Annotated in this window: 24 protein-coding genes; 11 read left to right on the top strand and 13 right to left on the bottom strand. The window is 73.5% G+C overall.

The window, feature by feature from the left end:
• Positions 1-346: 346 nt before the first annotated feature.
• The 3 genes from ACWDD9_RS14545 to ACWDD9_RS14535 all read left to right on the top strand — a co-directional run bounded on the left by ACWDD9_RS14545 (position 347) and on the right by ACWDD9_RS14535 (position 1,460).
• On the top strand, positions 347-589 hold the full coding sequence (locus ACWDD9_RS14545) for a chaplin (RefSeq protein WP_049650485.1): 243 nt from the start codon (positions 347-349) through the stop codon (positions 587-589).
• Between the two features lie 111 nt (positions 590-700).
• Positions 701-970 carry a chaplin gene (locus ACWDD9_RS14540; protein ID WP_117488309.1) on the top strand — a complete coding sequence of 90 codons (270 nt, stop codon included), beginning with the start codon at positions 701-703 and terminating at the stop codon, positions 968-970.
• Between the two features lie 112 nt (positions 971-1,082).
• Complete coding sequence (locus ACWDD9_RS14535) at positions 1,083-1,460, top strand: hypothetical protein (RefSeq protein WP_147409124.1); 378 nt, start codon at positions 1,083-1,085, stop codon at positions 1,458-1,460.
• Between the two features lie 93 nt (positions 1,461-1,553).
• Here ACWDD9_RS14535 and ACWDD9_RS14530 read toward each other — a convergent pair whose 3' ends face one another.
• Entirely contained in the window at positions 1,554-2,219 is a 666-nt protein-coding gene (locus tag ACWDD9_RS14530) for a hypothetical protein (RefSeq protein WP_049650482.1), read from the bottom strand.
• Positions 2,220-2,517: 298 nt separating this feature from the next.
• Between ACWDD9_RS14530 and ACWDD9_RS14525 the strand changes: the two genes are divergently transcribed.
• From ACWDD9_RS14525 to ACWDD9_RS14515, 3 genes are all read left to right on the top strand, one after another.
• Positions 2,518-2,862 (top strand): hypothetical protein, encoded by a 345-nt coding sequence (locus ACWDD9_RS14525; protein ID WP_049650481.1) that lies wholly within the window; start codon positions 2,518-2,520, stop codon positions 2,860-2,862.
• An 84-nt stretch (positions 2,863-2,946) separates the two neighbouring features.
• The gene (locus tag ACWDD9_RS14520; RefSeq protein ID WP_074004017.1) at positions 2,947-3,291 is read left to right on the top strand and encodes a rodlet layer protein; all 345 of its coding nucleotides are present in this window, start codon (positions 2,947-2,949) and stop codon (positions 3,289-3,291) included.
• Positions 3,292-3,482: 191 nt separating this feature from the next.
• Positions 3,483-3,752: a hypothetical protein gene (locus ACWDD9_RS14515; protein ID WP_049650479.1), complete on the top strand. Its 270-nt coding sequence runs from the start codon at positions 3,483-3,485 to the stop codon at positions 3,750-3,752.
• A gap of 87 nt (positions 3,753-3,839) precedes the next feature.
• Here the strand turns inward: ACWDD9_RS14515 and hemB are convergent, their stop codons facing one another.
• From hemB to ACWDD9_RS14480, 7 genes are all read right to left on the bottom strand, one after another.
• On the bottom strand, positions 3,840-4,820 hold the full coding sequence (gene hemB, locus ACWDD9_RS14510; RefSeq protein WP_117488311.1) for a porphobilinogen synthase: 981 nt from the start codon (positions 4,818-4,820) through the stop codon (positions 3,840-3,842).
• A gap of 74 nt (positions 4,821-4,894) precedes the next feature.
• Positions 4,895-6,547, bottom strand: coding sequence for a bifunctional uroporphyrinogen-III C-methyltransferase/uroporphyrinogen-III synthase (locus ACWDD9_RS14505; protein ID WP_049650477.1), 1,653 nt, complete (start codon positions 6,545-6,547; stop codon positions 4,895-4,897).
• The gene (gene hemC / locus ACWDD9_RS14500) at positions 6,544-7,551 is read right to left on the bottom strand and encodes a hydroxymethylbilane synthase (protein WP_049650476.1); all 1,008 of its coding nucleotides are present in this window, start codon (positions 7,549-7,551) and stop codon (positions 6,544-6,546) included. Before hemC ends, ACWDD9_RS14505 begins: the two co-directional genes overlap by 4 nt.
• Before the next feature lie 41 nt (positions 7,552-7,592).
• Complete coding sequence (locus tag ACWDD9_RS14495) at positions 7,593-8,933, bottom strand: glutamyl-tRNA reductase (protein WP_375877607.1); 1,341 nt, start codon at positions 8,931-8,933, stop codon at positions 7,593-7,595.
• A 25-nt stretch (positions 8,934-8,958) separates the two neighbouring features.
• Positions 8,959-9,855 (bottom strand): redox-sensing transcriptional repressor Rex, encoded by an 897-nt coding sequence (locus tag ACWDD9_RS14490; RefSeq protein WP_049650497.1) that lies wholly within the window; start codon positions 9,853-9,855, stop codon positions 8,959-8,961.
• 107 nt (positions 9,856-9,962) lie between these two features.
• Complete coding sequence (locus ACWDD9_RS14485; protein ID WP_380739288.1) at positions 9,963-10,718, bottom strand: 3'-5' exonuclease; 756 nt, start codon at positions 10,716-10,718, stop codon at positions 9,963-9,965.
• Positions 10,719-10,923: 205 nt separating this feature from the next.
• Complete coding sequence (locus tag ACWDD9_RS14480) at positions 10,924-11,217, bottom strand: glutaredoxin family protein (RefSeq protein ID WP_049650473.1); 294 nt, start codon at positions 11,215-11,217, stop codon at positions 10,924-10,926.
• A 102-nt stretch (positions 11,218-11,319) separates the two neighbouring features.
• On the opposite strand from ACWDD9_RS14480, the gene ACWDD9_RS14475 reads away from it, so the two are divergent.
• The 3 genes from ACWDD9_RS14475 to ACWDD9_RS14465 all read left to right on the top strand — a co-directional run bounded on the left by ACWDD9_RS14475 (position 11,320) and on the right by ACWDD9_RS14465 (position 15,408).
• Positions 11,320-12,351, top strand: coding sequence for an HAD family hydrolase (locus ACWDD9_RS14475; RefSeq protein ID WP_074004021.1), 1,032 nt, complete (start codon positions 11,320-11,322; stop codon positions 12,349-12,351).
• A 659-nt stretch (positions 12,352-13,010) separates the two neighbouring features.
• Positions 13,011-13,832 (top strand): ECF subfamily RNA polymerase sigma factor, BldN family, encoded by an 822-nt coding sequence (locus ACWDD9_RS14470; RefSeq protein ID WP_449811811.1) that lies wholly within the window; start codon positions 13,011-13,013, stop codon positions 13,830-13,832.
• 280 nt (positions 13,833-14,112) lie between these two features.
• Complete coding sequence (locus tag ACWDD9_RS14465) at positions 14,113-15,408, top strand: DUF5667 domain-containing protein (RefSeq protein ID WP_074004022.1); 1,296 nt, start codon at positions 14,113-14,115, stop codon at positions 15,406-15,408.
• Between the two features lie 86 nt (positions 15,409-15,494).
• Here ACWDD9_RS14465 and ACWDD9_RS14460 read toward each other — a convergent pair whose 3' ends face one another.
• The 5 genes from ACWDD9_RS14460 to ACWDD9_RS14440 form a co-directional block, all read right to left on the bottom strand.
• The gene (locus tag ACWDD9_RS14460; RefSeq protein WP_375877604.1) at positions 15,495-16,502 is read right to left on the bottom strand and encodes a lysophospholipid acyltransferase family protein; all 1,008 of its coding nucleotides are present in this window, start codon (positions 16,500-16,502) and stop codon (positions 15,495-15,497) included.
• 7 nt (positions 16,503-16,509) lie between these two features.
• Positions 16,510-17,631, bottom strand: a complete 1,122-nt coding sequence (locus ACWDD9_RS14455) for an NAD-dependent epimerase/dehydratase family protein (protein WP_388044910.1) — start codon at positions 17,629-17,631, stop codon at positions 16,510-16,512.
• A 152-nt stretch (positions 17,632-17,783) separates the two neighbouring features.
• Entirely contained in the window at positions 17,784-17,882 is a 99-nt protein-coding gene (locus ACWDD9_RS14450; protein WP_003948845.1) for a 30S ribosomal protein bS22, read from the bottom strand.
• Between the two features lie 189 nt (positions 17,883-18,071).
• Positions 18,072-18,281, bottom strand: a complete 210-nt coding sequence (locus ACWDD9_RS14445) for a helix-turn-helix domain-containing protein (protein ID WP_045699258.1) — start codon at positions 18,279-18,281, stop codon at positions 18,072-18,074.
• A gap of 225 nt (positions 18,282-18,506) precedes the next feature.
• Positions 18,507-19,703, bottom strand: coding sequence for an acetoin utilization protein AcuC (locus ACWDD9_RS14440; protein WP_049652196.1), 1,197 nt, complete (start codon positions 19,701-19,703; stop codon positions 18,507-18,509).
• Between the two features lie 238 nt (positions 19,704-19,941).
• Between ACWDD9_RS14440 and ACWDD9_RS14435 the strand changes: the two genes are divergently transcribed.
• Both ACWDD9_RS14435 and ACWDD9_RS14430 read left to right on the top strand, forming a co-directional pair.
• Complete coding sequence (locus ACWDD9_RS14435; protein WP_049652197.1) at positions 19,942-20,406, top strand: DUF11 domain-containing protein; 465 nt, start codon at positions 19,942-19,944, stop codon at positions 20,404-20,406.
• Positions 20,407-20,530: 124 nt separating this feature from the next.
• On the top strand, positions 20,531-21,064 hold the full coding sequence (locus ACWDD9_RS14430; protein WP_380739280.1) for a hypothetical protein: 534 nt from the start codon (positions 20,531-20,533) through the stop codon (positions 21,062-21,064).
• Positions 21,065-21,115: the final 51 nt, after the last annotated feature.

The raw sequence follows: 21,115 nt of genomic DNA, 5'->3' as shown, positions 1-21,115 counted from the left end.
CCGCCCATGCGCAAGCACGCCCACGCCGTCCTCGGCATCGCGGCCACCGGCGGCTCGGTCGGCGCGGCGGGCCTCCCCTACCCGGCGTCCGGCAATCCGTGCCGGAACGCCTGACCGGAATTCCAACCGTCGCGCCTTTGTCCGAAGCCTTTCCCGGCCGTGCGGGAATCGCTTCGCGGGGCACCGCGACACGGCGGCCGCGGCCACGCCCGAGCCATGGGCGGAACACGCCGGTGTGCGCCGCCCGAGTGACAATCACGGAAATCCCTACAGCCTTCGGGTGAGTATTCGTGCTCGCCCGACTCCCGACATTTCCCTTCCGTCGGGCAGAAATCGGAGGAATGACATGCGCAACTTCAAGAAGGCCGCCGTCCTGTCGCTGGCCGCCAGCGGCCTGGTGCTCGGCGCCGCCGGCGGTGCGGTCGCCAGCTCCGGTGCCGAGGGCGTCGCCGCCGGTTCCCCCGGTGTGCTCTCCGGCAACCAGATCCAGATCCCGATCCACATCCCGATCAACCTGTGCGGCAACAGCATCGACATCATCGGCCTGCTGAACCCGGCCTTCGGCAACCAGTGCGCCAACGTCGGCTGAACCCGCGGTCGCCACGTCGGCGACAGCTGATTCACCCGAGCCCGTGCCGCGCCCCGCAGCGCCGGGGCGCGGCACGCTCCACCCGTGTGTGATCGAGGAGATCAACCCCCCATGCAGAACATGAAGAAGGCCGCCGTCCTCTCCGCCGCCGCCGCCGGCCTGGTGCTGGGCGCGGCGGGCTCCGCCGCCGCCAGCGCCGGCGCCGAGGGCGTGGCCGCCAACTCCCCCGGTGTCGTCTCGGGCAACCAGATCCAGATCCCGGTGCACGTGCCGATCAACCTGTGCGGCAACAGCATCAACGTCGTCGGCCTGCTGAACCCGGCCTTCGGCAACGCCTGCGCCAACGTCGAGGCCGTCCCGCAGCCCGCGGACGACTGCTGATCCCGATCGGCACGCGTACCGGCCGTCCTGCCCCCCGACCAGTCGGCCGGGGGGCAGTTCGGCGTCTCCGGACAACCGTCCGGTACCTCCGATCCACCGAAGGGTGATCACGATGGTTTCGAAGAAGAGCGCGGCCGGCCTGGCCGCCGCCGTGGGTGCCGCGGTGCTGCTCGGCGCCGGTTCGGCGCAGGCCGCCACCGCCCCGGGTGAGGCCCCGGCCGGCCCGGCCAAGCTGACCAAGACCGACCTGGGCCAGGCGCTGGGCGGGACGACCACCGGCCTCGGCTACGGCGTCGCGCCGATCAAGAGCCTGCGGCTGGACCCGTGGGCGAACTCCTCGGCCGACTTCCTCAACAACGGCGCGGCCCTCCAGCCGGACCAGGGCCTGCCCGCGATCGGCACCGGGACGCTCACCGGCCCGCTGAGCGCCGGCGGCGGCGTCAAGGACCTCCCGCTGGTCGGCGGGCTGACCGGCGTCCTGCCGGGCTGAGCGCCCCACCGGGCGCGCGAGAGCCCGGCATCCCGCCGCGCGGCCGGGGTGCCGGGCTCTCGTACCGGATGGGATCCCGGGGTCAGAGCCGGGTCAGAGCTGGGTCAGGTCGGTCAGGCCGGTCTGCCCCACCACGGTGGTGGCGGTCGTGGTGGTGGTCCCGGCCAGGGCGCCCGCCGTGTCGGTGAGCGAGAGCCGGCTGTCGTCGCCGCCGAGGCTGGCCTTGGCCCCGGGGATCACCTGCACCGCGCCGGAGACCAGCCGCGGGTCGATCTCGTCCACCTTCAGCCGGCCGTCGGCGAGCTGGCCGGCGCCGTCCCGGGCGAGCGAGAGCGGCTGCCCGAGGGTGAGCCCGGGGGTCTTGGCGTGCAGCGGCGCGGCCGGGGCGTCCAGCAGCACCTTGCCGAGGTCGGCGCCCTGGTCGACCAGCGGGAGCGGCAGCTCGGCCTTGGCGCTCGGACCAACCTTGCCGGTGGTCAGCTGGGGGACGATCTGCTCCGGGAGCAGCGCCCCGTCGGAGCTGGTGGTCCGGCCGGGCGCCGGCGGCATGAGCAGCGAGGTCGGGATGCCGGCCGTGAGGCGGCTGCCCAGTGGGGCGAGCGGGATGTCCGCGGGGACCTGCTGGGTGGCCAGCGAGTCCTCCAGGGCACCCACCTGGTCGGGGCCGATCGGGGCGGCGGCAGAGGCCGCCCCCTGGGAGGCGAGCACACCGGCACCGACCGCCAGCAGCATCACGCCGGCCCGCTTGGAGAACTTCATGCTTTTCACCGTTCTGCTGTCCGTACTGGGGATCACTGGGAGCGGCTGCGGGGGCGCAGCCGGAAAGCGTTCTGCTCAACGAGTGACCGGGAGCTCGGATTGCGGCCGTTAACCGGTTCGGCTTAATAATCCGACCGGATTCCGTTGACCGTCGCGCCTCCGGGACTCTTTTCCAGAATCCCCGTAACCTTCCGTGCCGTCATTCTTTGATCTGAACGTCAGTGACTGCCGACCGGGTCTGAGCGTTCTCAGCGCCGTACGCAAGGAATCCAAAGAGCATTTCAGAGAGGGATCTCCCATGATCCAGAAGTCCTTCGCCGCCGCCGGCCTGGCCGTCGCCGCGCTGGCCGGTGCCGCCGGCCCGGCCTCGGCCATCGGTGACGCGGACGGCGCCGCCGCCTCGATCGAGGGCAACGGCGGCACCAACTTCACGGGCACGGTCGGGAACAACAGCCCGAACTTCCACTTCCTGGACAACCCGAACATCTGCCTGCCGGAGATCCACAACATCGCCGTCGGCGTGCTCGGTGTGGCAGTCCCGGTCGAGGTCCCGATCGCCAACAACGGCGGTCGGCAGTACTGCACCGTCGGCCAGGGCACCCAGAGCCAGGGCGACGGCGGCGTGTCCCACCTGATCGGCTGATCGGTCGCCGCCCTGATCTCCCTGCACCACCCGCTGTTCCACCTTCGAATCGCCCCCCGATTCACCCCGAGAGGAAAACCAGAAATGATCAAGAAGTCCCTCGCCGCCGCCGGCCTGGCCGCCGCCGCCCTCGCGATGTCCGCCGGCTCGGCCTCCGCCATCGTCGACTCGGACGGCGCCGCCACCTCCGTCCAGGGCAACGGCGGCACCAACCACACCGGCACCGCCGGCAACGGCAGCCCGAACAGCCACGTTCTGGACAACCCGAACATCTGCCTGCCGGAGGTCCACAACATCGCGGTCGCCGTCATCGGCATCGCGGTTCCGGTCGAGGTCCCGGTCCTGAACAACCAGCCGAAGCAGATCTGCAACGTCGGCCAGAACACCCAGTCCACGGGCGACGCGGGTGTCTCGCACCTGATCGGCTGATCACGGGGCACGGCACGGTCGGAGGGCCCGGGGAGGAACACCTCCCCGGGCCCTCCGGGCTGTGCGGACGAAGTGTCCGGCCGACCGCCGCAGCGCGGTCCGGCCGGGTGAGCGGCGGGCCGGTCCGGACCGCCGGATGTGAACACGTGTCAGAGCGCCCGCGGGGGCGCTCCCAGAGAGAGGGCAGTTCCATGAAGAGCAAGCTGGCCAAGGCCGCCCTGACCGCCGCCGCCGCACTGGCGCTCGCCGGTGCCGCCACCCCGGCCTTCGCCCACGTGGGCTTCGTCGGCGGCGGCGAGCTCGTCGCCTCCGCCGACCAGCCGTTCCTGGCCGGCGGGGGCTTCGGCCTCGCCCACGCCGGGGACACCGCCGCCGGCGGCTTCGGCGGCGGCGCCGCCACCTCGACCGACCTGGTCGGCGGCGGCGCGGGCTTCGGGCACGCCGGCGACGTGGGCTTCTGAGGCCTGCCGGACACGGCCTAGCGGGAACCGGGAAGGCCGGGCCGCTCCCCCACGGGAGCGGCCCGGCCTTCCGCCGTACGGGGTCCGCTACTTGAGCAGCGCGGCGGCTTCGAGCGCCCAGTAGGTGAGGATCTGCTCGGCGCCCGCGCGGCGGATCGAGGTGAGCGTCTCCATGATCATCCGCTCCCGGTCGATCCAGCCGTTCGCGGCGGCCGCCTCGACCATCGCGTACTCGCCGGACACCTGGTACGCGGAGACCGGCACCGGGGAGGCGTCGGCGACCTGGCGCAGGATGTCCAGGTAGGCCATGGCCGGCTTGACCATCACCATGTCGGCGCCCTCGGCGAGGTCCTGCTCCAGCTCGCGCAGCGCCTCGCGGGCGTTGGCCGGGTCCTGCTGGTAGGACTTGCGGTCGCCCTTGAGCGAGGAGCCGACGGCCTCGCGGAACGGGCCGTAGAAGGCCGAGGCGTACTTGGCGGTGTAGGCGAGGATGCCCACGTCCTGGTGCCCGGCCTCGTCCAGCGCCCGCCGGACCACGGCGATCTGGCCGTCCATCATGCCGGACGGGCCGACCAGGTGGACGCCGGCGTCGGCCTGCACCCGGGCCATCTCGGCGTAGCGCTCCAGGGTGGCGTCGTTGTCGACGCTGCCGTCGGCGGCCAGCACGCCGCAGTGGCCGTGGTCGGTGTACTCGTCCAGGCAGAGGTCCGACATGACCACCAGGGAGTCGCCGACCTCGGAGACCACGTCCCGGATCGCCTGCTGGAGGATGCCGTCCGGGTTGGTGCCCTCGCTGCCGACGGCGTCCTGCACCTCCGGGACGCCGAACAGCATGAGGCCGCCCAGGCCCGCCTCGGCCGCCTCCACCGCGGCCTTGCGCAGGGTGTCCCGGGTGTGCTGGACCACGCCCGGCATCGACGTCACCGGGACGGGCTCGCTGACGCCCTCGCGGACGAACAGCGGCAGGATCAGCTCCGCCGGGTGCAGCCGGGTCTCGGCCACCAGCCGGCGCATCGCCGGGCTCTGGCGCAGCCGGCGGGGGCGAACGTACGGGAATTCAGCGGACACGGCTTCTCTCTCCGAACGGTTGTGCAGTGCCGGGGGCGACGAACGGCCGCCCCCGGCAGCATAGTTAAGAATCCTCAGCGGGCCTTGCGACGCGAGCCGGGGCGGCGCTCGCTGGGCCGGTAGACCGGCTCACCGGCGGCCGTCGCGGTGTCCCGGCGCTTGGCACCGAAGTCCGCCAGCGCCTGGGCCAGCGCGGCCGCCGACGGCGCCGGGGCCATCACGTCGACCCGCAGGCCGTGCTCCTCGGCGGTCTTGGCGGTCGCCGGGCCGATGCAGGCGATGACCGTGACGTTGTGCGGCTTGCCCGCGATGCCGACCAGGTTCCGGACGGTCGAGGACGAGGTGAACAGCACCGCGTCGAAGCCGCCGCCCTTGATCGCCTCGCGGGTCTCGGCCGGCGGCGGCGAGGCGCGCACCGTCCGGTACGCCGTCACGTCGTCGACCTCCCAGCCCAGCTCGACCAGGCCGGCCACCAGGGTCTCGGTGGCGATGTCGGCGCGCGGCAGCAGCACCCGGTCGATCGGGTCGAAGACCGGGTCGTACGGCGGCCAGTCCTCCAGGAGCCCGGCCGCGGACTGCTCGCCGGAGGGCACCAGGTCCGGCTTCACGCCGAAGTCCACCAGGGCCTGCGCGGTGGTCTCGCCGACCGCCGCGACCTTGATCCCGGCGAACGCGCGGGCGTCCAGGCCGTACTCCTCGAACTTCTCCCGGACGGCGCGCACCGCGTTCACCGAGGTGAAGGCGATCCACTCGTAGCGGCCGGTGACCAAGCCCTTGATGGCCCGCTCCATCTGCTGCGGGGTGCGCGGCGGCTCGACCGCGATGGTCGGCACCTCCTGCGGCACCGCGCCGTACGAGCGCAGCTGCTCGGACAGGCCGGTGGCCTGCTCCTTGGTGCGCGGCACGAGGACGTTCCAGCCGAACAGCGGCTTGGTCTCGAACCACGAGTGCGAGGCCCGGTGGGCGACCTGCTCGCCCACCACGGCTATCACCGAGGTGGCCGGGTCGACCGGGGCGGAGACCGGCGAGGGCAGCACCCGGGCGGCCTTCAGGTCCGCCGCGATGCCGGACAGCGAGGAGGTGAAGGTCCGCTGGCGGGTGGTGGTGCCGGAGAGCGTGGCGCTCAGCGCCGACTCCGGCTTGCGGCCGCCCGCGACCAGCGCGGCGGCGGTGGCGGGCAGCTGGCCCAGGGTGGTGCGGACCACCAGGGTGGTCTCCGGCGCGCCCAGGTCGACCGGGCTGCCGGCCAGCAGCGCGGCGCCGTCCACGAAGCGCACGTCGGTACCGGAACCGGCGCGCAGCGGGACACCCGCGTACGCCGGGACGCCGACCGACTGGGCGACGCCCGGGATCACCTCGAACGGGATCCCGTCGCCCGCGCAGCTGAGCATCTCCTCGGCGGCGCAGCCGTCCAGGCCGGGGTCGCCGTCGACGGTGCGCACCACGTGCTTGCCGGAGCGGACGGCCTCGGCGACCACCTTGGCCAGGTCGAAGTCGGCGCCCTCGGCGGCGGGGGCGTGCACCTGCACGCCGGCCGGACAGTGGCTGCGCACGGCGGCGGCGGTCAGCGGGTCGGCGACCAGCACGTCGGCGGTGGACAGCACCTCGACCGCGCGCAGGGTCAGCAGCCCCGGGTCCCCGGGGCCCGCGCCCAGGAAGGTGCACCGTCCGGTGGCGGGCTGTCCCGCCGGGAACAGGGCGTCGGTGGCGGCGGTGGTGGGGCTCATCGGGCTCGCTCCCCCATCAGGGCGGCCGCGCCCGCGGCGAGCAGCCGGTCAGCCAGCGTGCGGCCGAGGGCCGCCGCCCGCTGCTCGGCGGTCTCGTCGAGGACGATCGGACCGTTGGCGGACATCTTCAGCAGGGCGGTTCCGTCGGGGTCGCCGACCACGCCGTCCAGCCGCAGCTCGTTCTCCCGGCCCCAGGTGGCCAGCGCGGCCACCGGTGCCGAGCAGCCGGCCTCCAGGGTGGCCAGCAGGGCGCGCTCGGCGGCCACGGCGACCCGGGTGGGGGCGTGGTCCAGCGCGGCGAGCGCGGCGGTCAGCTCCTCGTCGGCGGTGGTGCACTCGATCGCGAGCGCACCCTGGCCGGGGGCCGGGATCATCACCTCGGTGTCGAGGTGCTGGGATATCTCGGCGCTGCGGCCGAGCCGGTTCAGGCCGGCCGTGGCCAGCACCACCGCGTCCAGCTCGCCGCTGGTCACGAAGCCGATCCGGGTGTCCACGTTGCCGCGGATCGCGACGGTCTCCAGCTGGGCGCCGCGGGCCCTGGCCCAGGCGTTCAGCTGCGCCATCCGGCGCGGCGAACCGGTGCCGATCCGGGCCGGGCGGCCGGCGCCGGCGAGCTTCTCGACCAGCTCCTCCAGGGCCAGGCCCTCGGCGGCGACCAGGGCGTCCCGGACGTCCTCGCGCTCGGGGACGGCGGCCAGCGCCAGGCCCTCGGGGGCGGCGGTGGGCAGGTCCTTGAGCGAGTGCACGGCGAAGTCGATCCGGCCCTCCAGCAGCGCGTCGCGCAGCGCGGAGACGAACACGCCGGTGCCGCCGATCTGGGCCAGCGACTCCCGGGAGGTGTCGCCGTACGTGGTGATCTCGACCAGCTCGACGGGGCGCCCGGTGACCCTGGTCACCTCGCGGGCCACCATGCCCGACTGCGCCATGGCGAGGGCGCTGCGCCGGGTGCCGAGCCGCAGGGCCGCGGTGGCCGAGGGCTGCTCCGTGATCGGTTGACCATTCATGAGGTGATCGTCCCGGTGGTACTCGTGGGATGGCTGACGGTTCATCTGGTGCCCCCGGCCGAGGGCTGGGGCGCGCCGCCGACGGGCGTGCCCGACACGGCGTGCACGGCCGCCGGGTCGAGGTCGAACAGTTCCCGCAGCGCCTCCGCGTAGGAGGCGCCGCCGGGCTCGGCGGCCAGCTGCTTCACCCGGACGGTCGGGGCGTGCAGCAGCTTGTCGACGACGCGGCGGACGGTCTGGGTGATCTCGGCGCGCGAGCGCTCGTCCAGGTCGGGCAGCCGGGAGTCCAGCCGGCCGAGCTCGGCGGCGACCACGTCGGAGGCCATCGAGCGCAGCGCGACCACGGTCGGCGCGATCCGGGCGGCCCGCTGGGCGGCGCCGAAGGCCGTCACCTCGTCGGAGACGATCCGGGTCACCTGGTCGACGTCGCCGGCGCCGGGGCTGGCGGCGTGCGCGTGGGAGAGGCTCTCCAGGTCGACCAGCAGGGCGCCGGGCAGCTCGTGCACGGCGTGGTCGACGTCGCGCGGCATGGCCAGGTCCAGCAGGGCGAGCGGCTCGGGGGACCTGCGGGAGGCGACGGCGGCGGCCACGTCCTCGGCCCGGACCACCACACCGGCCGCGCCGGTGCAGGAGATCACCAGGTCCACGTCGGCGAGCGCCTCCGGCACCTTGGCGAGGTCCAGCACCCGGGCCACGTCCGGGCCGAGGATCTCGACCAGCCGCTCGGCCCGGGCCGGGGTCCGGTTGGCGATCAGCAGGTCGGTCACGCCGGAGCGGACCAGGGTGGCGGCGGCCAGCGAGCTCATCGAGCCGGCCCCGACCACCAGCGCGCGCTTGCCGGCGATCTCGCCCGCGCCCGCCGCGACCTGCTCCAGGCCGAAGGTGACCAGCGACTGGCCGGCCTTGTCGATGCCGGTCTCGCTGTGCGCCCGCTTGCCGACCCGCAGCGCCTGCTGGAACAGCTCGTTCAGGCCGCGCCCGGCGGTGTGCTCCTCCTGGGCCTTGGCCAGCGCGTCGCGCAGCTGACCGAGGATCTGGCCCTCGCCGACGACCATCGAGTCCAGGCCGCAGGCCACCGAGAAGAGGTGGTGGACGGCGCGGTCCTCGTAGTGGACGTACAGGTGGGAGGTCAGCTCCTCCAGGTCCACCCCGCTGTGGTGGGCCAGCAGCAGCGACAGCTCGGCGACGCCGGCGTGGAACTTGTCCACGTCCGCGTACAGCTCGATCCGGTTGCAGGTGTTCAGCAGCGCGGCCTCGCCGACCGTCGCGGTGGCGGCCGCGTCGTGCAGCAGCCGGGTCGGCACGTCACCGGTCAGCGCGGCGCGCTCCAGTACCCCGACCGGGGCCGTGCGATGGCTCAGCCCTACGACGAGAAGGCTCATGCCCGCCCCCCACAGCTCTCGGTGTTCATGCGGGCATCACCGCGGAGAGATCCCCGTCGCCGCCCTTGGCGGACTTTCCCTTGGCCTGCTCGGCCTGGTCCTTGGCCGCCGGCTCGGCGGCGCCCCGGCCCTTGCCGCTGCCGCCGGCCGCGCGGCGCAGCTTCGCGGCGGCCGCCCGGACCGGACCGGGGGCGCGGTCCAGCACCGACTCGGCGCGGTCGTCCGGCTCCTCGCCGGCCTTGCGCTGCTCGTGGAAGGCCAGGATCTGGAGCTCGATGGAGAGGTCCACCTTGCGCACGTCCACGCCGTCCGGGACGGACAGCACGGTCGGGGCGAAGTTCAGGATGCTGGTGACGCCGGCCTCCACCAGCCGGTCGCACACCTGCTGGGCGGCGCCGGGCGGGGTGGTGATCACGCCGATGGAGACGTGCTGGCTCTCGACGATCGACTCCAGCTCGTCCATGTGCCGCACCGGCAGTCCGGCCGCGGTGGAACCGACCACGTGGGGATCGGCGTCCAACAGGGCGGCCACCCGGAAGCCGCGGGAGGCGAACCCGCCGTAGTTGGCGAGCGCGTGGCCGAGGTTCCCGATGCCGACGATGACGACCGGCCAGTCCTGGGTCAGGCCGAGCTCTCGGGAGATCTGGTAGACGAGGTACTCGACGTCGTAGCCGACGCCGCGGGTGCCGTAGGAGCCGAGGTAGGAGAAGTCCTTGCGCAGCTTGGCCGAGTTCACGCCGGCGGCGGCGGCCAGCTCCTCGGAGGAGACGGTCGGCACCGAGCGCTCGGAGAGCGCGGTGAGGGCCCGCAGATAGAGGGGCAGGCGGGCGACCGTCGCCTCCGGGATGCCCCGGGCACGCGAGGGTCGGCGCGCGGCGCCCTGGTCGGGCGTCTGCGAACTGCTCTGTGGTGATCGGCCGATTGCCACGGTGCTCCTGTGGGTGAAGCTGGGCTTAGGCAGCCAGGCTATGTGTTTGTGAACGTGTGCACAAAGATGGTGTCCGTTTTGTCCCCGCACAGTGATGCGCATCACGCCATCGAACGCATAGCACCGGCCTGGGTCAGCACGACCTCCGGGGCCTGGGAATCGGGCAGCCACGGGCCGTACGACGCCTCCCGGCGCAGCAGCGGGACGGCGGCGCCGGACGGGCGGGAACGGGCCCGGCCGAGCCGGGGCCAGGGCAGCCGGGCGGCCTCCCGCAGCGGGCCGGTCCAGTCGTCCGACGGACAGGACGGGGCGTCCAGGCAGTACCGCAGCAGCTCGGCGGTCACCCGGGCGTCGCCCAACGCGGTGTGCGCCGGGTACCAGCCGAGGTCCGCCGCCTCCACGCAGGCCGCCAGGCCGTGGCTCCGGGCCTCCGGCAGGTGGGCGCGGGCCAGCCGCATCGTGCACAGCAGCGGGACGGGCGGCAGCGGCACCCCGATCCGGGCGAACTCGCGATCCAGGAACGCGTGGTCACAGCTGACGTGGTGACCGACCAGCACCCGGCCGGCCAGCAGCTCCAGCAGCCACGGGGCGATCTCGCGGAAGCGCGGGGCGCCCTCGACGTCGCACTGGCGTATCCGGTGCACATGGGTCGGGCCGACCGGGCCCAGCGGGTCCAGCAGGGTGGCGAACTCCCCCTCGGCGCGGAGCCGCTCGTCGAGCAGCACCACCGCGACCTCGACCACCCGGTGCCGCCACGGGCTGCGGCCGGTCGCCTCCACGTCCACCACGGCGAAGCCCCGGGGGGCCGTCCGGAACTCCGGGGCTCCGGGGGCCCCAGGGACAGGACCGGGAAGCATGGCGCACTCCTCGTGTGCTCAGCCCCCCACGGGCGCAAACGCGTTCGATCGTAAGCCGACCAACCCGCCCCGTCCCAAGCCGGAACGGAGTGTCTTTGGCAACGATTCGGCGAACCGCCCCCGCCGATCGGCGGGGGGCAGGTGCGCGGACGAACGCGCGGTCAGACCCCGCTCAGCCGCCGCCCGGCCGCGCCCGGCCGCACGCTCAGCCGCCGAGGGCGGTGCGCAGCCGGCGCTCGTCGACCCGCCAGAAGTCGTGCTGGCGACCGTCGATCAGGGTGACCGGAATCTGCTCCCAGTAACGGCGGTACAGCTCCTCGTCCCGGGTGATGTCCCGCTCCTCGAAGGACGCGCCCAACTCCCCCGTCACCCGGAGGATCACCTCGCGGGCCTCGTCGCACAGGTGGCAGCCGGGCTTGCCGACCAGGGTCACGGTCCGGCCCGCGGGCTCGGGGCTCTTACGTCGCAGCAGTGGGCTCACCACCCCATTCTCCGCCATGGCGCCCACCCGCCCCCGGGGCCCGCGCCCGGTGGAGCTGTTCACCCCGCGGGCACGGCTGCGTCACGGCCGCCGGGCGCCCGGCTGGCTATCCTCGATGACATGGCCGTGCTCAGAAGGCTCACCCAGGCAAGGCGTTCCAGCAGCGAGCGGAGCGCCCTGGCCGGCGAAGCCGCAGCCGAGGCGGCCGAGGCCGCGCTGCGGGCCGAGCCGGCACCCGACGCCGGGCCCCGGGACACCGCCGGACCAGGGGGCAGCACCGGCCCCGGGGACGCCGCCGGGCCGGACGCACCGGCCGCGGCCAAACCCGGACGGACCCCCAAGGCCCCCGCCGAGAACCACACCCCGGACCCGGACGACCCCCGCGCCGCCGCCTTCTTCGACTGCGACAACACCATCCTGCGCGGCGCCGCGATCTTCTACCTCGGCGTCGGCCTCTACCGCCGCGGCTTCCTCACCCGCCGCGACATCGCCCGCTTCGCCTGGCAGCAGGCCTGGTTCCGGCTGCACGGCACCGAGGACCCGGACCACATCTCGGACGCCAAGCAGTCCGCCCTCGGCATCGTGGCCGGCAAGCCCACCGCCGACCTGGAGGCGATCTGCGAGGAGATCTTCGAGGAGGTCGTGGCGGACAAGATCTGGCCGGGCACCCGCGCCCTGGTCCAGATGCACCTGGACGCCGGCCAGCGGGTCTGGCTGGTCACCGCCGCCCCGCTGGAGGTGGCCCGGATCATCGCCCGGCGGCTCGGCATGACCGGCGCGCTGGGCACCGTCGCCGAGGCCAGGGACGGCCGCTACACCGGCCGACTGGTCGGCGACCTGCTGCACGGCCCGGCCAAGGCCGCCGCCGTCCGGGCCCTGGCCCGGCGCGAGCGCCTCGACCTCGACCGCTGCGCCGCCTACAGCGACTCGGCCAACGACATCCCGATGCTCTCGCTGGTCGGCCACCCGTACGTGGTGAACCCGGACGGCGCGCTGCGGCGCCACGCCCGGGCCCAGGGCTGGCGGGTGCGGGACTTCCGGACCGGGCGCAAGGCGGCCCGGGTGGGGCTGCCGGCGGCGGCCGCGCTCGGGGTGCTGGCCGGCGCGGCGGCGGCCGGGGTGGCGCTGAACCGGCGCCGCCACCGGGCCTGAACCACCCGCCCGAACCCCGGCCCGGAACCCCGGCCCCGAACCTCGTGCCGGACGGCCGTCCGGGCCGCCGGAGGCTTTCCGGAAGCTTTCCGGAGACTCTCCGAGGCGCTCCGGGGCTCTCCGGGGCCGTTCGGAGGCCGCCCGGTCGGGCTCGCCCCGACGGGTGAGCGGTCGTCAACAAGGCCTCTGACCTGGCCCCTCTTACGGGCGAACTCCCCGCCGTCACACGGCAGTCCGCGTCACCTGCTCGAACCTGTCGCCCGGTGACCGGTTCTGATCGTTCGCCAGGCCGGGAAAGTCAGGGGTTGCCGAGCCCCAAGGCTGGGAAACCGCCCCCCAGGCCGCCAAATTGGTCACCCTGAGCGCCCGTTCGATCACGTTAAGCCGGATGAACGATGACAGCTCCGGTCAATGTCAGCCGAACATGCGCAACAAATGGATCCCAAACGACCACTTCGACCACACGGTGTAGCTGTCATTGCACAAAGCGTTATTCTCTCCTGGATGCACGTCACCACGCGTCCCGCTCGAACGGACGCTTCGGGGAGTGCTCTCCGCGCAGGCGGAGGTGATCCGTCCACAGTTCTGCCTCTGGGAGTCCCGTGTACCCACCCGTCCGGAACGACGCGCCTGCACCCTCCCGCCCGTCGTCCGCGCCCCTGCGTCCCCGCACCGGCCTCCGCGACCGGCCGACCGCCGAGCGGCAGATCTCCACGGGCCTGACCCTGTTGCGCACCCTGCTCCGCAGCCAGTTCGCCGCCACGCCCCAACTCGCGCTCGCCGGCGGACCGTTCGTCCAGCCGCAGCCGCAGCCGCCCGGCCTGGCACTGCGCACCACCGCCGCCGGCTCGACCGGCACCGGCTCGCGCGGCCGCACCGGCAGCGCCGGCCGGGGCCGCACCCGGACCGCGCCCAGCCCCGGCTACGAGACCGAGCACAACCCGGTCATGGAGCTGGTCGAACGGGCCCAGGCCGGCGAGAGCGAGGCCTTCGGCCGGCTCTACGACCACTACGCGGACACCGTCTACCGCTACATCTACTACCGGGTCGGCAGCCGGGCCACCGCCGAGGACCTCACCAGCGAGACCTTCCTGCGCGCCCTGCGCCGGATCGGCACCTTCACCTGGCAGGGCCGGGACTTCGGCGCCTGGCTGGTCACCATCGCCCGCAACCTGGTCGCCGACCACTTCAAGTCCAGCCGCTTCCGGCTGGAGGTCACCACCGGCGAGATGCTCGACTCCAACGAGTGCGAGCGCAGCCCCGAGGAGTCGGTGCTGGAGTCGCTCTCCAACGCCGCCCTGCTGGACGCGGTGCGCCGGCTCAACCCGCAGCAGCAGGAGTGCGTCACCCTGCGCTTCCTGCAGGGGCTGTCGGTGGCCGAGACGGCCCGGATCATGGGCAAGAACGAGGGCGCCATCAAGACCCTCCAGTACCGCGCCGTCCGCACCCTGGCCCGGCTGCTCCCGCCCGACGCGCGATGAGCCGCGCCGAGGACGGCACCGGCTCCGTGCGGTCCGGCACCGTACGGTCCGGCCGGCCGTCATCGTTCGCGCCCGGCCGACACGTCAGGGTGAACGGTAGGTCCGATGATCTGCCGTGCGTAACCGACCGCCCGCACCGCTCGTTGGCCAACGTGCAAGCCCCCACCAGGCGTACGGTCAAGTCGAATTGCGGCCTATCACCCGATGGAGTGGCTTTGGCCAGCCGGGGCAACCGTCCGGCGGGCCGGGCTGTCGACAACGACGAAGGGAGGTGTGGCCCGTGACGGCAAACGTGCTTGAGCACCGGCGGGCGAAGGCCTTCGCCGAGGCGCTGGAGGCCCACCAGGCGGAGCAACGCGCTGCGGCCAACGCCGAATCGGACAACACCGCTGCCACCGGCGCGGGTTCGGCCGCGATGGCCGGGCTGGTCGGACTGGCCGACGCACTGGGGGCACTGCCCGGGCCGGTGCTGGACCGGGAGGTCCATACGGTCCAACGCGCCCAGCTGATGGCCGCGTTCGAGCAGGCCTTCGCCGGCGGGACGGGCACCCCGGTGCCCCGCCAGCGCCGCCACCGGGCGATCCGGACAGCGCCGCGCGGCCGCTGGAGCCGCCGGTTCGCGATCGGCGGGCTGGTCGCCGGGCTCGCCGTCGGCAGCCTGGCCGGCGTCGCCGCGGCCAGCTCCAACGCCCTCCCCGGGGACAGTCTGTACGGCCTCAAACGCGGCTTGGAAGGACTCCGGCTCGACTTCGCGGGCTCCGACTCCGAACGCGGCGAGATGCTGCTCGACAACGCGGCCACCCGGCTCGGCGAGGCCAAGACCCTGGTCGGCCGCACCGACCAGGCCGGCGCGCTCAGCCCGGCCACCGTCGAACAGGTCCGCCGCGCCCTGGACGACATGCACGCCGACGCCCTCAAGGGCCGCGAGCTGCTGCGCTCGGTCTACCGCAGCAACGGCTCGCTCGACCCGATGCGGGCCCTCGCGGGCTTCGCCCACGACGAGGACGGCCGGTGGAGCGAGCTGCAGGGCCGGCTGCCCGTCCAGCTCACCCAGCAGGCCGACCTGGTGAACCGGCTCTTCGACGACATAAGCGAGGACGTCGCGCCCCTGCGCCTGGTCCTGCCCCCCGCTCAGAGCGGTGGCGCGGCCGGCGACGGAGCGGGCGACGGTTCGTCCCACTCGACCGGTGGTTCCCCGGCCGGCTCCCCGGCGGCCGGCTCCGGCACCTCGGCCGGCACCGACCAGGCCCCGGGCTCCGGCGCCGCCGGCAACCGCCCCGGCGCCACCGAGCACGCCCCGGCCTACCCCGGCGCCGGTGCCTCCGGCAACGGCGGCAAGGGCGGCGTCCTGCCGGACACCCTGCCCAGCAGCGCCCCGGACGCCGTCAACGGCCTGGTCGGCGGTCTCACCAGCGGGCTCACCGGCACCAAGCCCTCGCCGAGCGCCGACGCGGCCCCGGCGCAGGGACCGCAGCAGGCCTCGCCCAGCGCCCCGAACGCGGCCCAGCCGCAGGGCGTCGAGGTTCCCCCGCTGCTTCCGGACCTGCTGCCCGGGCTGCGCATCCTGGGCGGCTGACAGCAGGGCGGTGGGGGCCCGGCGGAGTGCGATATCCGCCGGGCCCTCGCCGTCCCCGGGGAACCCCCGGGATCCCTCGGGTTCTCCTAGAAGAACACCGAACGCCGCTGCACCAGCAGCTCGTAGAGGGTGTGCTGGATGGTCTCGCGCACCTCGTCGGCCAGGTCGAAGACCAGCATCGGGTCGTCCGCCGCCTCCGCCGGGTAGGTGTCGGTGGCGATCGGCTCGCCGAAGCGGATCGTCCACTTGGTCGGCAGCGGCAGCGCCCCGAGCGGGCCCAGCCACGGGAAGGTCGGGGTGATCGGCACGTACGGCAGGCCCAGCAGCCGGGCCAGCGTCTTCACGTTGCCGATCATCGGGTAGGTCTCCTCCGCCCCGACGATCGAGCAGGGCACGATCGGCACCCGCGCCCGCAGCGCCGAGGAGACGAAGCCGCCGCGGCCGAACCGCTGGAGCTTGTAGCGCTCGGAGAACGGCTTGCCGATGCCCTTGAAGCCCTCCGGCCAGACCCCGACCAGTTCGCCGCGCTCCAGCAGGGCCTGGGCGTCCTCGTTGCAGGCCAGGGTGTGGCCGGCCTTGCGGGCCAGCTCGTTGACGCCGGGCAGCACGAAGACCAGGTCCGCGGCGAGCATCCGCAGGTGCCGCCGGGCGGGGTGGTGGTCGTGGACGGCCACCTGGGTCATCAGGGCGTCGAGCGGGATCGTCCCGGAGTGGTTGGCGACGATCAGCGCGCCGCCCTCGGCCGGGATGTGCTCCGCGCCCTGGACGTCGATCCGGAAGTACTTCTCGGCCAGCGGGCGCAGCAGCGAGAGCAGCACCTCCTCGGTGAGCTCCCGGTCGAAGCCGAACTCGTCCACCTCGTAGTCGCCGGTCACCCGGCGGCGCAGGAAGGCCAGCCGCTCGGCGGCGCGGCCCTCCCAGCCCTTGCCGAACAGCCGGGTGGCGACCGGGCCGAGCGGGCCGGCCAGCGCCCCGCCGACGGCCTCGGCGAGCCGGTCGGCCGGATTTGGCCCCTCGGGCGACGTCCAGCTGGGGGCCGTCTCGATCGGGATGACCTTGGCCTCGCCCGGCGCGTTCTCGGCTGCGGCACTCATCGCGGGTTCAGCTCCTCGGTCGGCGGGGGCGGTTCGGTACGGCGTCCGGACCGGCGCCCGGCCCGGCGGGCCCGGCGGCTTCCGGGCCGAGCAGGGCGGTCAGCCGGTCGGTGACGGCGGCCAGCCGCTCGGGCGGCAGCAGGCCCGGCCCTCCGGCGGCGGCGAAGTCGGCGAAGGCCTCCGGAGTACTGAACGCCGGACGGTAGCCGAAGGTGTCGCGCAGCCGCGCGGTGTCCACCACCCGGCCGTGGGTGAGCAGCCGCAGCTGCTCGGGCGAGACGTCCACCAGCCGGGTCTGCCGGGCCAGCACGGCCATCCAGCTGACCGCGGGCAGCAGCAGCGGCAGGGTGGGCCGGCCGAGCCGGCGGGCGCACTGGGAGAGCAGCAGGACGCCCTCCCCCGCCACGTTGAAGGTCCCGGTGTTGACGGTGCCCGGCACGGGCTCGTCGGCGGCCCGGCAGAGCACCGCGACGGCGTCGTCCTCGTGCACGAACTGCAGCCGCGGGTCGTAGCCGAGCACGGTCGGCAGCACGGGCAGCGCGAAGTACTCGCTGAGCGGGGTGTCCGCGTTCGGGCCGACGATGTTGGCGAAGCGCAGCACCGTCACCGCGACGTCCGGGCGGCGCCGGGCGAAGCCGCGGACGTAGCCCTCGACCTCCGCCGCGTCCTTGGCGAAGCCGCCGCCGGGCGGGTCCTTGGGCTGCATCCGCTCGCTGAACACCGCCGGGTCGCGGGGCGCGGAGCCGTAGACGCCGGTGGTGGACTTCACCACCAGCCGGCGCACCCCGGGGGCCTTCTGGCAGGCGCCGAGCAGCTGCATGGTGCCGATCACGTTGGACTCCTTCACCGCGGAGCGGTTGGTGGAGCCCAGGCCGGTGGCGCTGACGCTGAGGTGCACCACGGTGTCCACCCGGTGCTCGGCGAGCACCCGGGAGAGCGCCGGACGGCGCAGGTCGAGCTGGTGGAAGCGGTACGGGGCGGCCGGGCCGGACGGCTCCTCGGGCGGCAGCCGGGGCGGCTGCACGTCCACGCCGACCACCAGGTCGACGCCCGGCCGGCGGCGGACCTCGGCGGCGAAGCGGGCACCGAGCCGGCGCGCCACGCCGGTGACGAGCACGACCACGCCCACGGTGCTGCACCCCCGTTCCCTCGGCCCGAGCGGCCTGCGTGCACCGTACCGCGCCGCCCCACGGGGCCGTGAAACGACACCGCCCGCCCAGGCCACGACGGGCCTGGACGGGCGGTGGAAGCGCTGGGCGCGCTAGGCGCGGCCGGGGCCGCTTACTTCTTGTTACGACGCTGAACGCGAGTCCGCTTCAGAAGCTTGCGGTGCTTCTTCTTGGCCATACGCTTGCGACGCTTCTTGATGACAGAGCCCACGGAACAACCCTCGCTCACTGAGACTCTCGCCCGTGAGAGACGGAGTCCATACGACTGACGTGAGGGCCTAGCCTACCGTCGATGGTGCGAAGGCCGTAATCGTGTTCCCCGGGACCGGGAAACTCGCGGGAAATCCACGGCGAACGGGGGCGGGTCCAACGGTCGTGGACCCGCACCCGCGCGCCGCCGCTACGCGCTCTCGAGCCGCACGTAGGACTCCTTGAGGTACTCGTGCACCGCCTGCTGGGGCACCCGGAAGGACCGTCCGACCCGGATGGCCGGCAGCTCTCCGCTGTGCACCAGCCGGTACACCGTCATCTTGGACACCCGCATGACCGCGGCGACCTCCGCCACGGTCAGGAAGACGACTTCCTGAAGGGGGCGCTCGACGGAACTCATGACCATCACCCGACCCTTACCCGTGTGCAAGGCACCGGCTTCCCCTCCGGTGACTCCACCGGCACACGTGTATCCCCAGAGTAGTTATGGGTGGTACCAGTGGGAAGAGGGGAAGTGCAGTCCTCGTACGGTGGGAGATAGGACGGTTGCAGTACGTCGCCGCTCTGCGGATGGCACCGCCCGGCGTACGCACCTCCCGGGCTGGGCACTTCCGGGACGGCGGGTTCAGGCCAGCAGTCCGTGGTGGGGGAACACCGCGCGGCGGGTGGCGAGGATGGCCTGATCGAGTCGGTCGGCCGGATCGTAACCCGAGTCGAAGTCGCGCCAGGCCGGGCGGGCGCCGTCGGTCATCCGCAGCGGGGCCGGGCGGCGGGTGCGGCGGTAGACCTCGGCGCGCCAGGACTCGGGGGTCTCGGTGGCCGGGTCGACGGGCCGGGCGGCGGCGGTGGCGACCAGGTGGGTCCAGGTGCGCGGGACGACGTCCACCACCGCGTAGCCGCCCCCGCCGGTGGCCACCCAGCGGCCGCCGGCGTGCTGGTGGGCGAGGTCGTGCAGCGCCTCGGCGATCAGCCGCTGGGCGTCCACGGTGACGGCGAGGTGGGCGAGCGGGTCCTCCAGGTGGGTGTCGGCGCCGTGCTGGGTGACCAGGACCTGCGGCCGGAAGGCGTCGAGCAGTTCGGGCACCAGGGCGTGGAAGGCGCGCAGCCAGCCCGCGTCGCCGGTGCCCGCGGGCAGCGGCAGGTTGGCGGCGGAGCCGGGGGCGTCCTCGCCGCCGGTCTCGATCGACCAGCCGCTCTGCGGGAAGAGCGTGGCGGGGTGCTCGTGCAGCGAGACGGTGAGCACCCGGGGGTCGTTCCAGAAGGCCGCCTGGACGCCGTCGCCGTGGTGGACGTCCACGTCGACGTAGGCGACCCGCTCGGCGCCGAGTTCGAGCAGCCGGGCGATGGCCAGCGCCGGGTCGTTGTAGACGCAGAAGCCGGAGGCCTTGCCGGGCATCGCGTGGTGCAGTCCGCCGGCGAAGTTGACGGCGTGCGGGGTCTCGCCGCGCCAGACCGCCTCGGCGGCGGCCACCGACTGGCCGGCGATCAGCGCGGAGGCCGAGTGGATCGCCGGGAAGGACCAGTTGTCGTCGGTGCCGAGTCCGTGCAGCGGGTCGGAGCGGTCGGGGTGGGCGGCGGCGTTCCGGACCGCCTCGACGTACTCCCGGGTGTGCACCAGCCGGAGGGTGGAGTCGCCGGCGGGCGGAGCGGAGCGGACGGTCACCCCGGGGCCGGTGTCCAGTCCGAGGGCCTCGACCAGGCGCATGGTGAGGGCCAGCCGGGTCGGGTCCATCGGGTGGCCGGGGCCGAAGTCGTAGGCGGTGACGGCCTCGTCCCAGAAGAGGTGCAGGCCGCAGGGGGTGTCACGCTCGGCTTCGGGCATGGCCTCCACCGTAGCGGGTGACGGTGGCCGGGCCGCCGTCAGGGCGCGCCGGGGCGGCGCTCGTGGGGACGGCCGGGCGGCAGGTGCGCGATGAAACTACGGAAGTTGTGGGGCGACTGTGGAGGCGGGTGTTGAGGCGGTGCAGACAAAAGCTTTGCGACTCCATATCCTCTCCGCCATGAAGCCATTCAGCGTGCAACGCCTTGGGGTAATTCTCGCTGCAATACTGGGTTTTGGCGTGTTCTTTGCCGCCCAGCCGGCCTCCGCCGCGGTCAGCGGCACCACCTTCGCGGTCGACAAGTCGACGGCGAAGGCGGGAGACCAGCTGACCCTGACGCTGTCGCTCACCAACAGTGAGAACAGTCCCATCTACTTCGCCTACGAGGCCGTCCAGCCGACCTGGCCGGCCAACACGCAGGCCGGAGCGTTCACCATCACCGGCTGCACCGGTGACACCTCCGACTGCGCGTTCACCGGGAACAGCGCCAACTTCCACTTCAACGCGCCGATCGCACCCGGCGCGACGAAGAGCGTCACGCTCACCGTCAAGATCACCGACACCCCGGCGTGGGGCACCGCCCCGTACACGCTGAACTGGGCGCCGTACGTCTACTACGAGTTCGGCCAGGTGGGCACCACCGGTACCGCCAAGGACCAGACCTGGACCTTCGGGGTGCCCTCGCTCCAGACCGTGATCAGCTGACCCCCGTCCCGTCGAACGCCCCCGCCGTCACCCGACGGCGGGGGCAAGGGCTTTCCGGCAACGGTTGAAGATGGCGTGAAGGAGCCGCAGACGCGGCCTTCACAACTCCCTATTCTCATCCGCCATGAAGCCATTCAGCGTGCAACGCGTCGGGGTAATTCTCGCCACGGTACTGGGACTTGGCCTGATCTTCGCCGCCCAGCCGGCCTCCGCCACCACCCGCGACGACGGCGTGATCACCGGCGTCTCGGCCTCCGTCGACAAGAAGACGGCGGCACCGGGCGATGAACTGACCCTGACCCTCTCCCTCACCAACACCGAATCCGCCCCCATCACCTTCGCGTACGAGTGGATCGGGCCGAGCTTCCCCTCCAACCAGCTGACCGGCGCGTTCACCTTCACCGGCTGCGGCGGGGACCAGGTGGACTGCGTGTTCGGCGGCAACTCCGTCAACTTCCATCCCACGGTGCCGATCGCGCCGGGCGCCACCCGCACCGTCACGGCCACCGTCAAGATCACCTCCACGCCGCCCTGGACCGGGTCGTACACACTGAACTGGGCCCCGTACGTCTACGCCGAGTACGGCTACCCGGTCGTCAAGACCAGGAGCGGCCCCTTCCTCGACGGCATGCCCGGCCTGCAGACCGTGATCAGCTGACCCCCGCCCCGCCGACCGCCCCCGCCGTCACCCGGCGGCGGGGGCCGGGAC

This window comes from Kitasatospora sp. NPDC001119 (genome assembly GCF_053598475.1).
This window is presented reverse-complemented; position numbering and strand designations above follow the sequence as displayed.

What these genes read in the sequence shown, in the direction of transcription:
- ACWDD9_RS14545 (WP_049650485.1), top strand. Translation starts at nt 347, where the DNA reads ATGCGCAACTTCAAGAAGGCCGCCGTCCTGTCGCTGGCCGCCAGCGGC.
- ACWDD9_RS14540 (WP_117488309.1), top strand. Translation starts at nt 701, where the DNA reads ATGCAGAACATGAAGAAGGCCGCCGTCCTCTCCGCCGCCGCCGCCGGC.
- ACWDD9_RS14535 (WP_147409124.1), top strand. Translation starts at nt 1,083, where the DNA reads ATGGTTTCGAAGAAGAGCGCGGCCGGCCTGGCCGCCGCCGTGGGTGCC.
- ACWDD9_RS14530 (WP_049650482.1), bottom strand. Translation starts at nt 2,219, where the DNA reads ATGAAGTTCTCCAAGCGGGCCGGCGTGATGCTGCTGGCGGTCGGTGCC.
- ACWDD9_RS14525 (WP_049650481.1), top strand. Translation starts at nt 2,518, where the DNA reads ATGATCCAGAAGTCCTTCGCCGCCGCCGGCCTGGCCGTCGCCGCGCTG.
- ACWDD9_RS14520 (WP_074004017.1), top strand. Translation starts at nt 2,947, where the DNA reads ATGATCAAGAAGTCCCTCGCCGCCGCCGGCCTGGCCGCCGCCGCCCTC.
- ACWDD9_RS14515 (WP_049650479.1), top strand. Translation starts at nt 3,483, where the DNA reads ATGAAGAGCAAGCTGGCCAAGGCCGCCCTGACCGCCGCCGCCGCACTG.
- ACWDD9_RS14505 (WP_049650477.1), bottom strand. Translation starts at nt 6,547, where the DNA reads ATGAGCCCCACCACCGCCGCCACCGACGCCCTGTTCCCGGCGGGACAG.
- hemC (WP_049650476.1), bottom strand. Translation starts at nt 7,551, where the DNA reads ATGAATGGTCAACCGATCACGGAGCAGCCCTCGGCCACCGCGGCCCTG.
- ACWDD9_RS14495 (WP_375877607.1), bottom strand. Translation starts at nt 8,933, where the DNA reads ATGAGCCTTCTCGTCGTAGGGCTGAGCCATCGCACGGCCCCGGTCGGG.
- ACWDD9_RS14485 (WP_380739288.1), bottom strand. Translation starts at nt 10,718, where the DNA reads ATGCTTCCCGGTCCTGTCCCTGGGGCCCCCGGAGCCCCGGAGTTCCGG.
- ACWDD9_RS14480 (WP_049650473.1), bottom strand. Translation starts at nt 11,217, where the DNA reads ATGGCGGAGAATGGGGTGGTGAGCCCACTGCTGCGACGTAAGAGCCCC.
- ACWDD9_RS14475 (WP_074004021.1), top strand. Translation starts at nt 11,320, where the DNA reads ATGGCCGTGCTCAGAAGGCTCACCCAGGCAAGGCGTTCCAGCAGCGAG.
- ACWDD9_RS14460 (WP_375877604.1), bottom strand. Translation starts at nt 16,502, where the DNA reads ATGAGTGCCGCAGCCGAGAACGCGCCGGGCGAGGCCAAGGTCATCCCG.
- ACWDD9_RS14445 (WP_045699258.1), bottom strand. Translation starts at nt 18,281, where the DNA reads ATGAGTTCCGTCGAGCGCCCCCTTCAGGAAGTCGTCTTCCTGACCGTG.
- ACWDD9_RS14440 (WP_049652196.1), bottom strand. Translation starts at nt 19,703, where the DNA reads ATGCCCGAAGCCGAGCGTGACACCCCCTGCGGCCTGCACCTCTTCTGG.
- ACWDD9_RS14430 (WP_380739280.1), top strand. Translation starts at nt 20,531, where the DNA reads ATGAAGCCATTCAGCGTGCAACGCGTCGGGGTAATTCTCGCCACGGTA.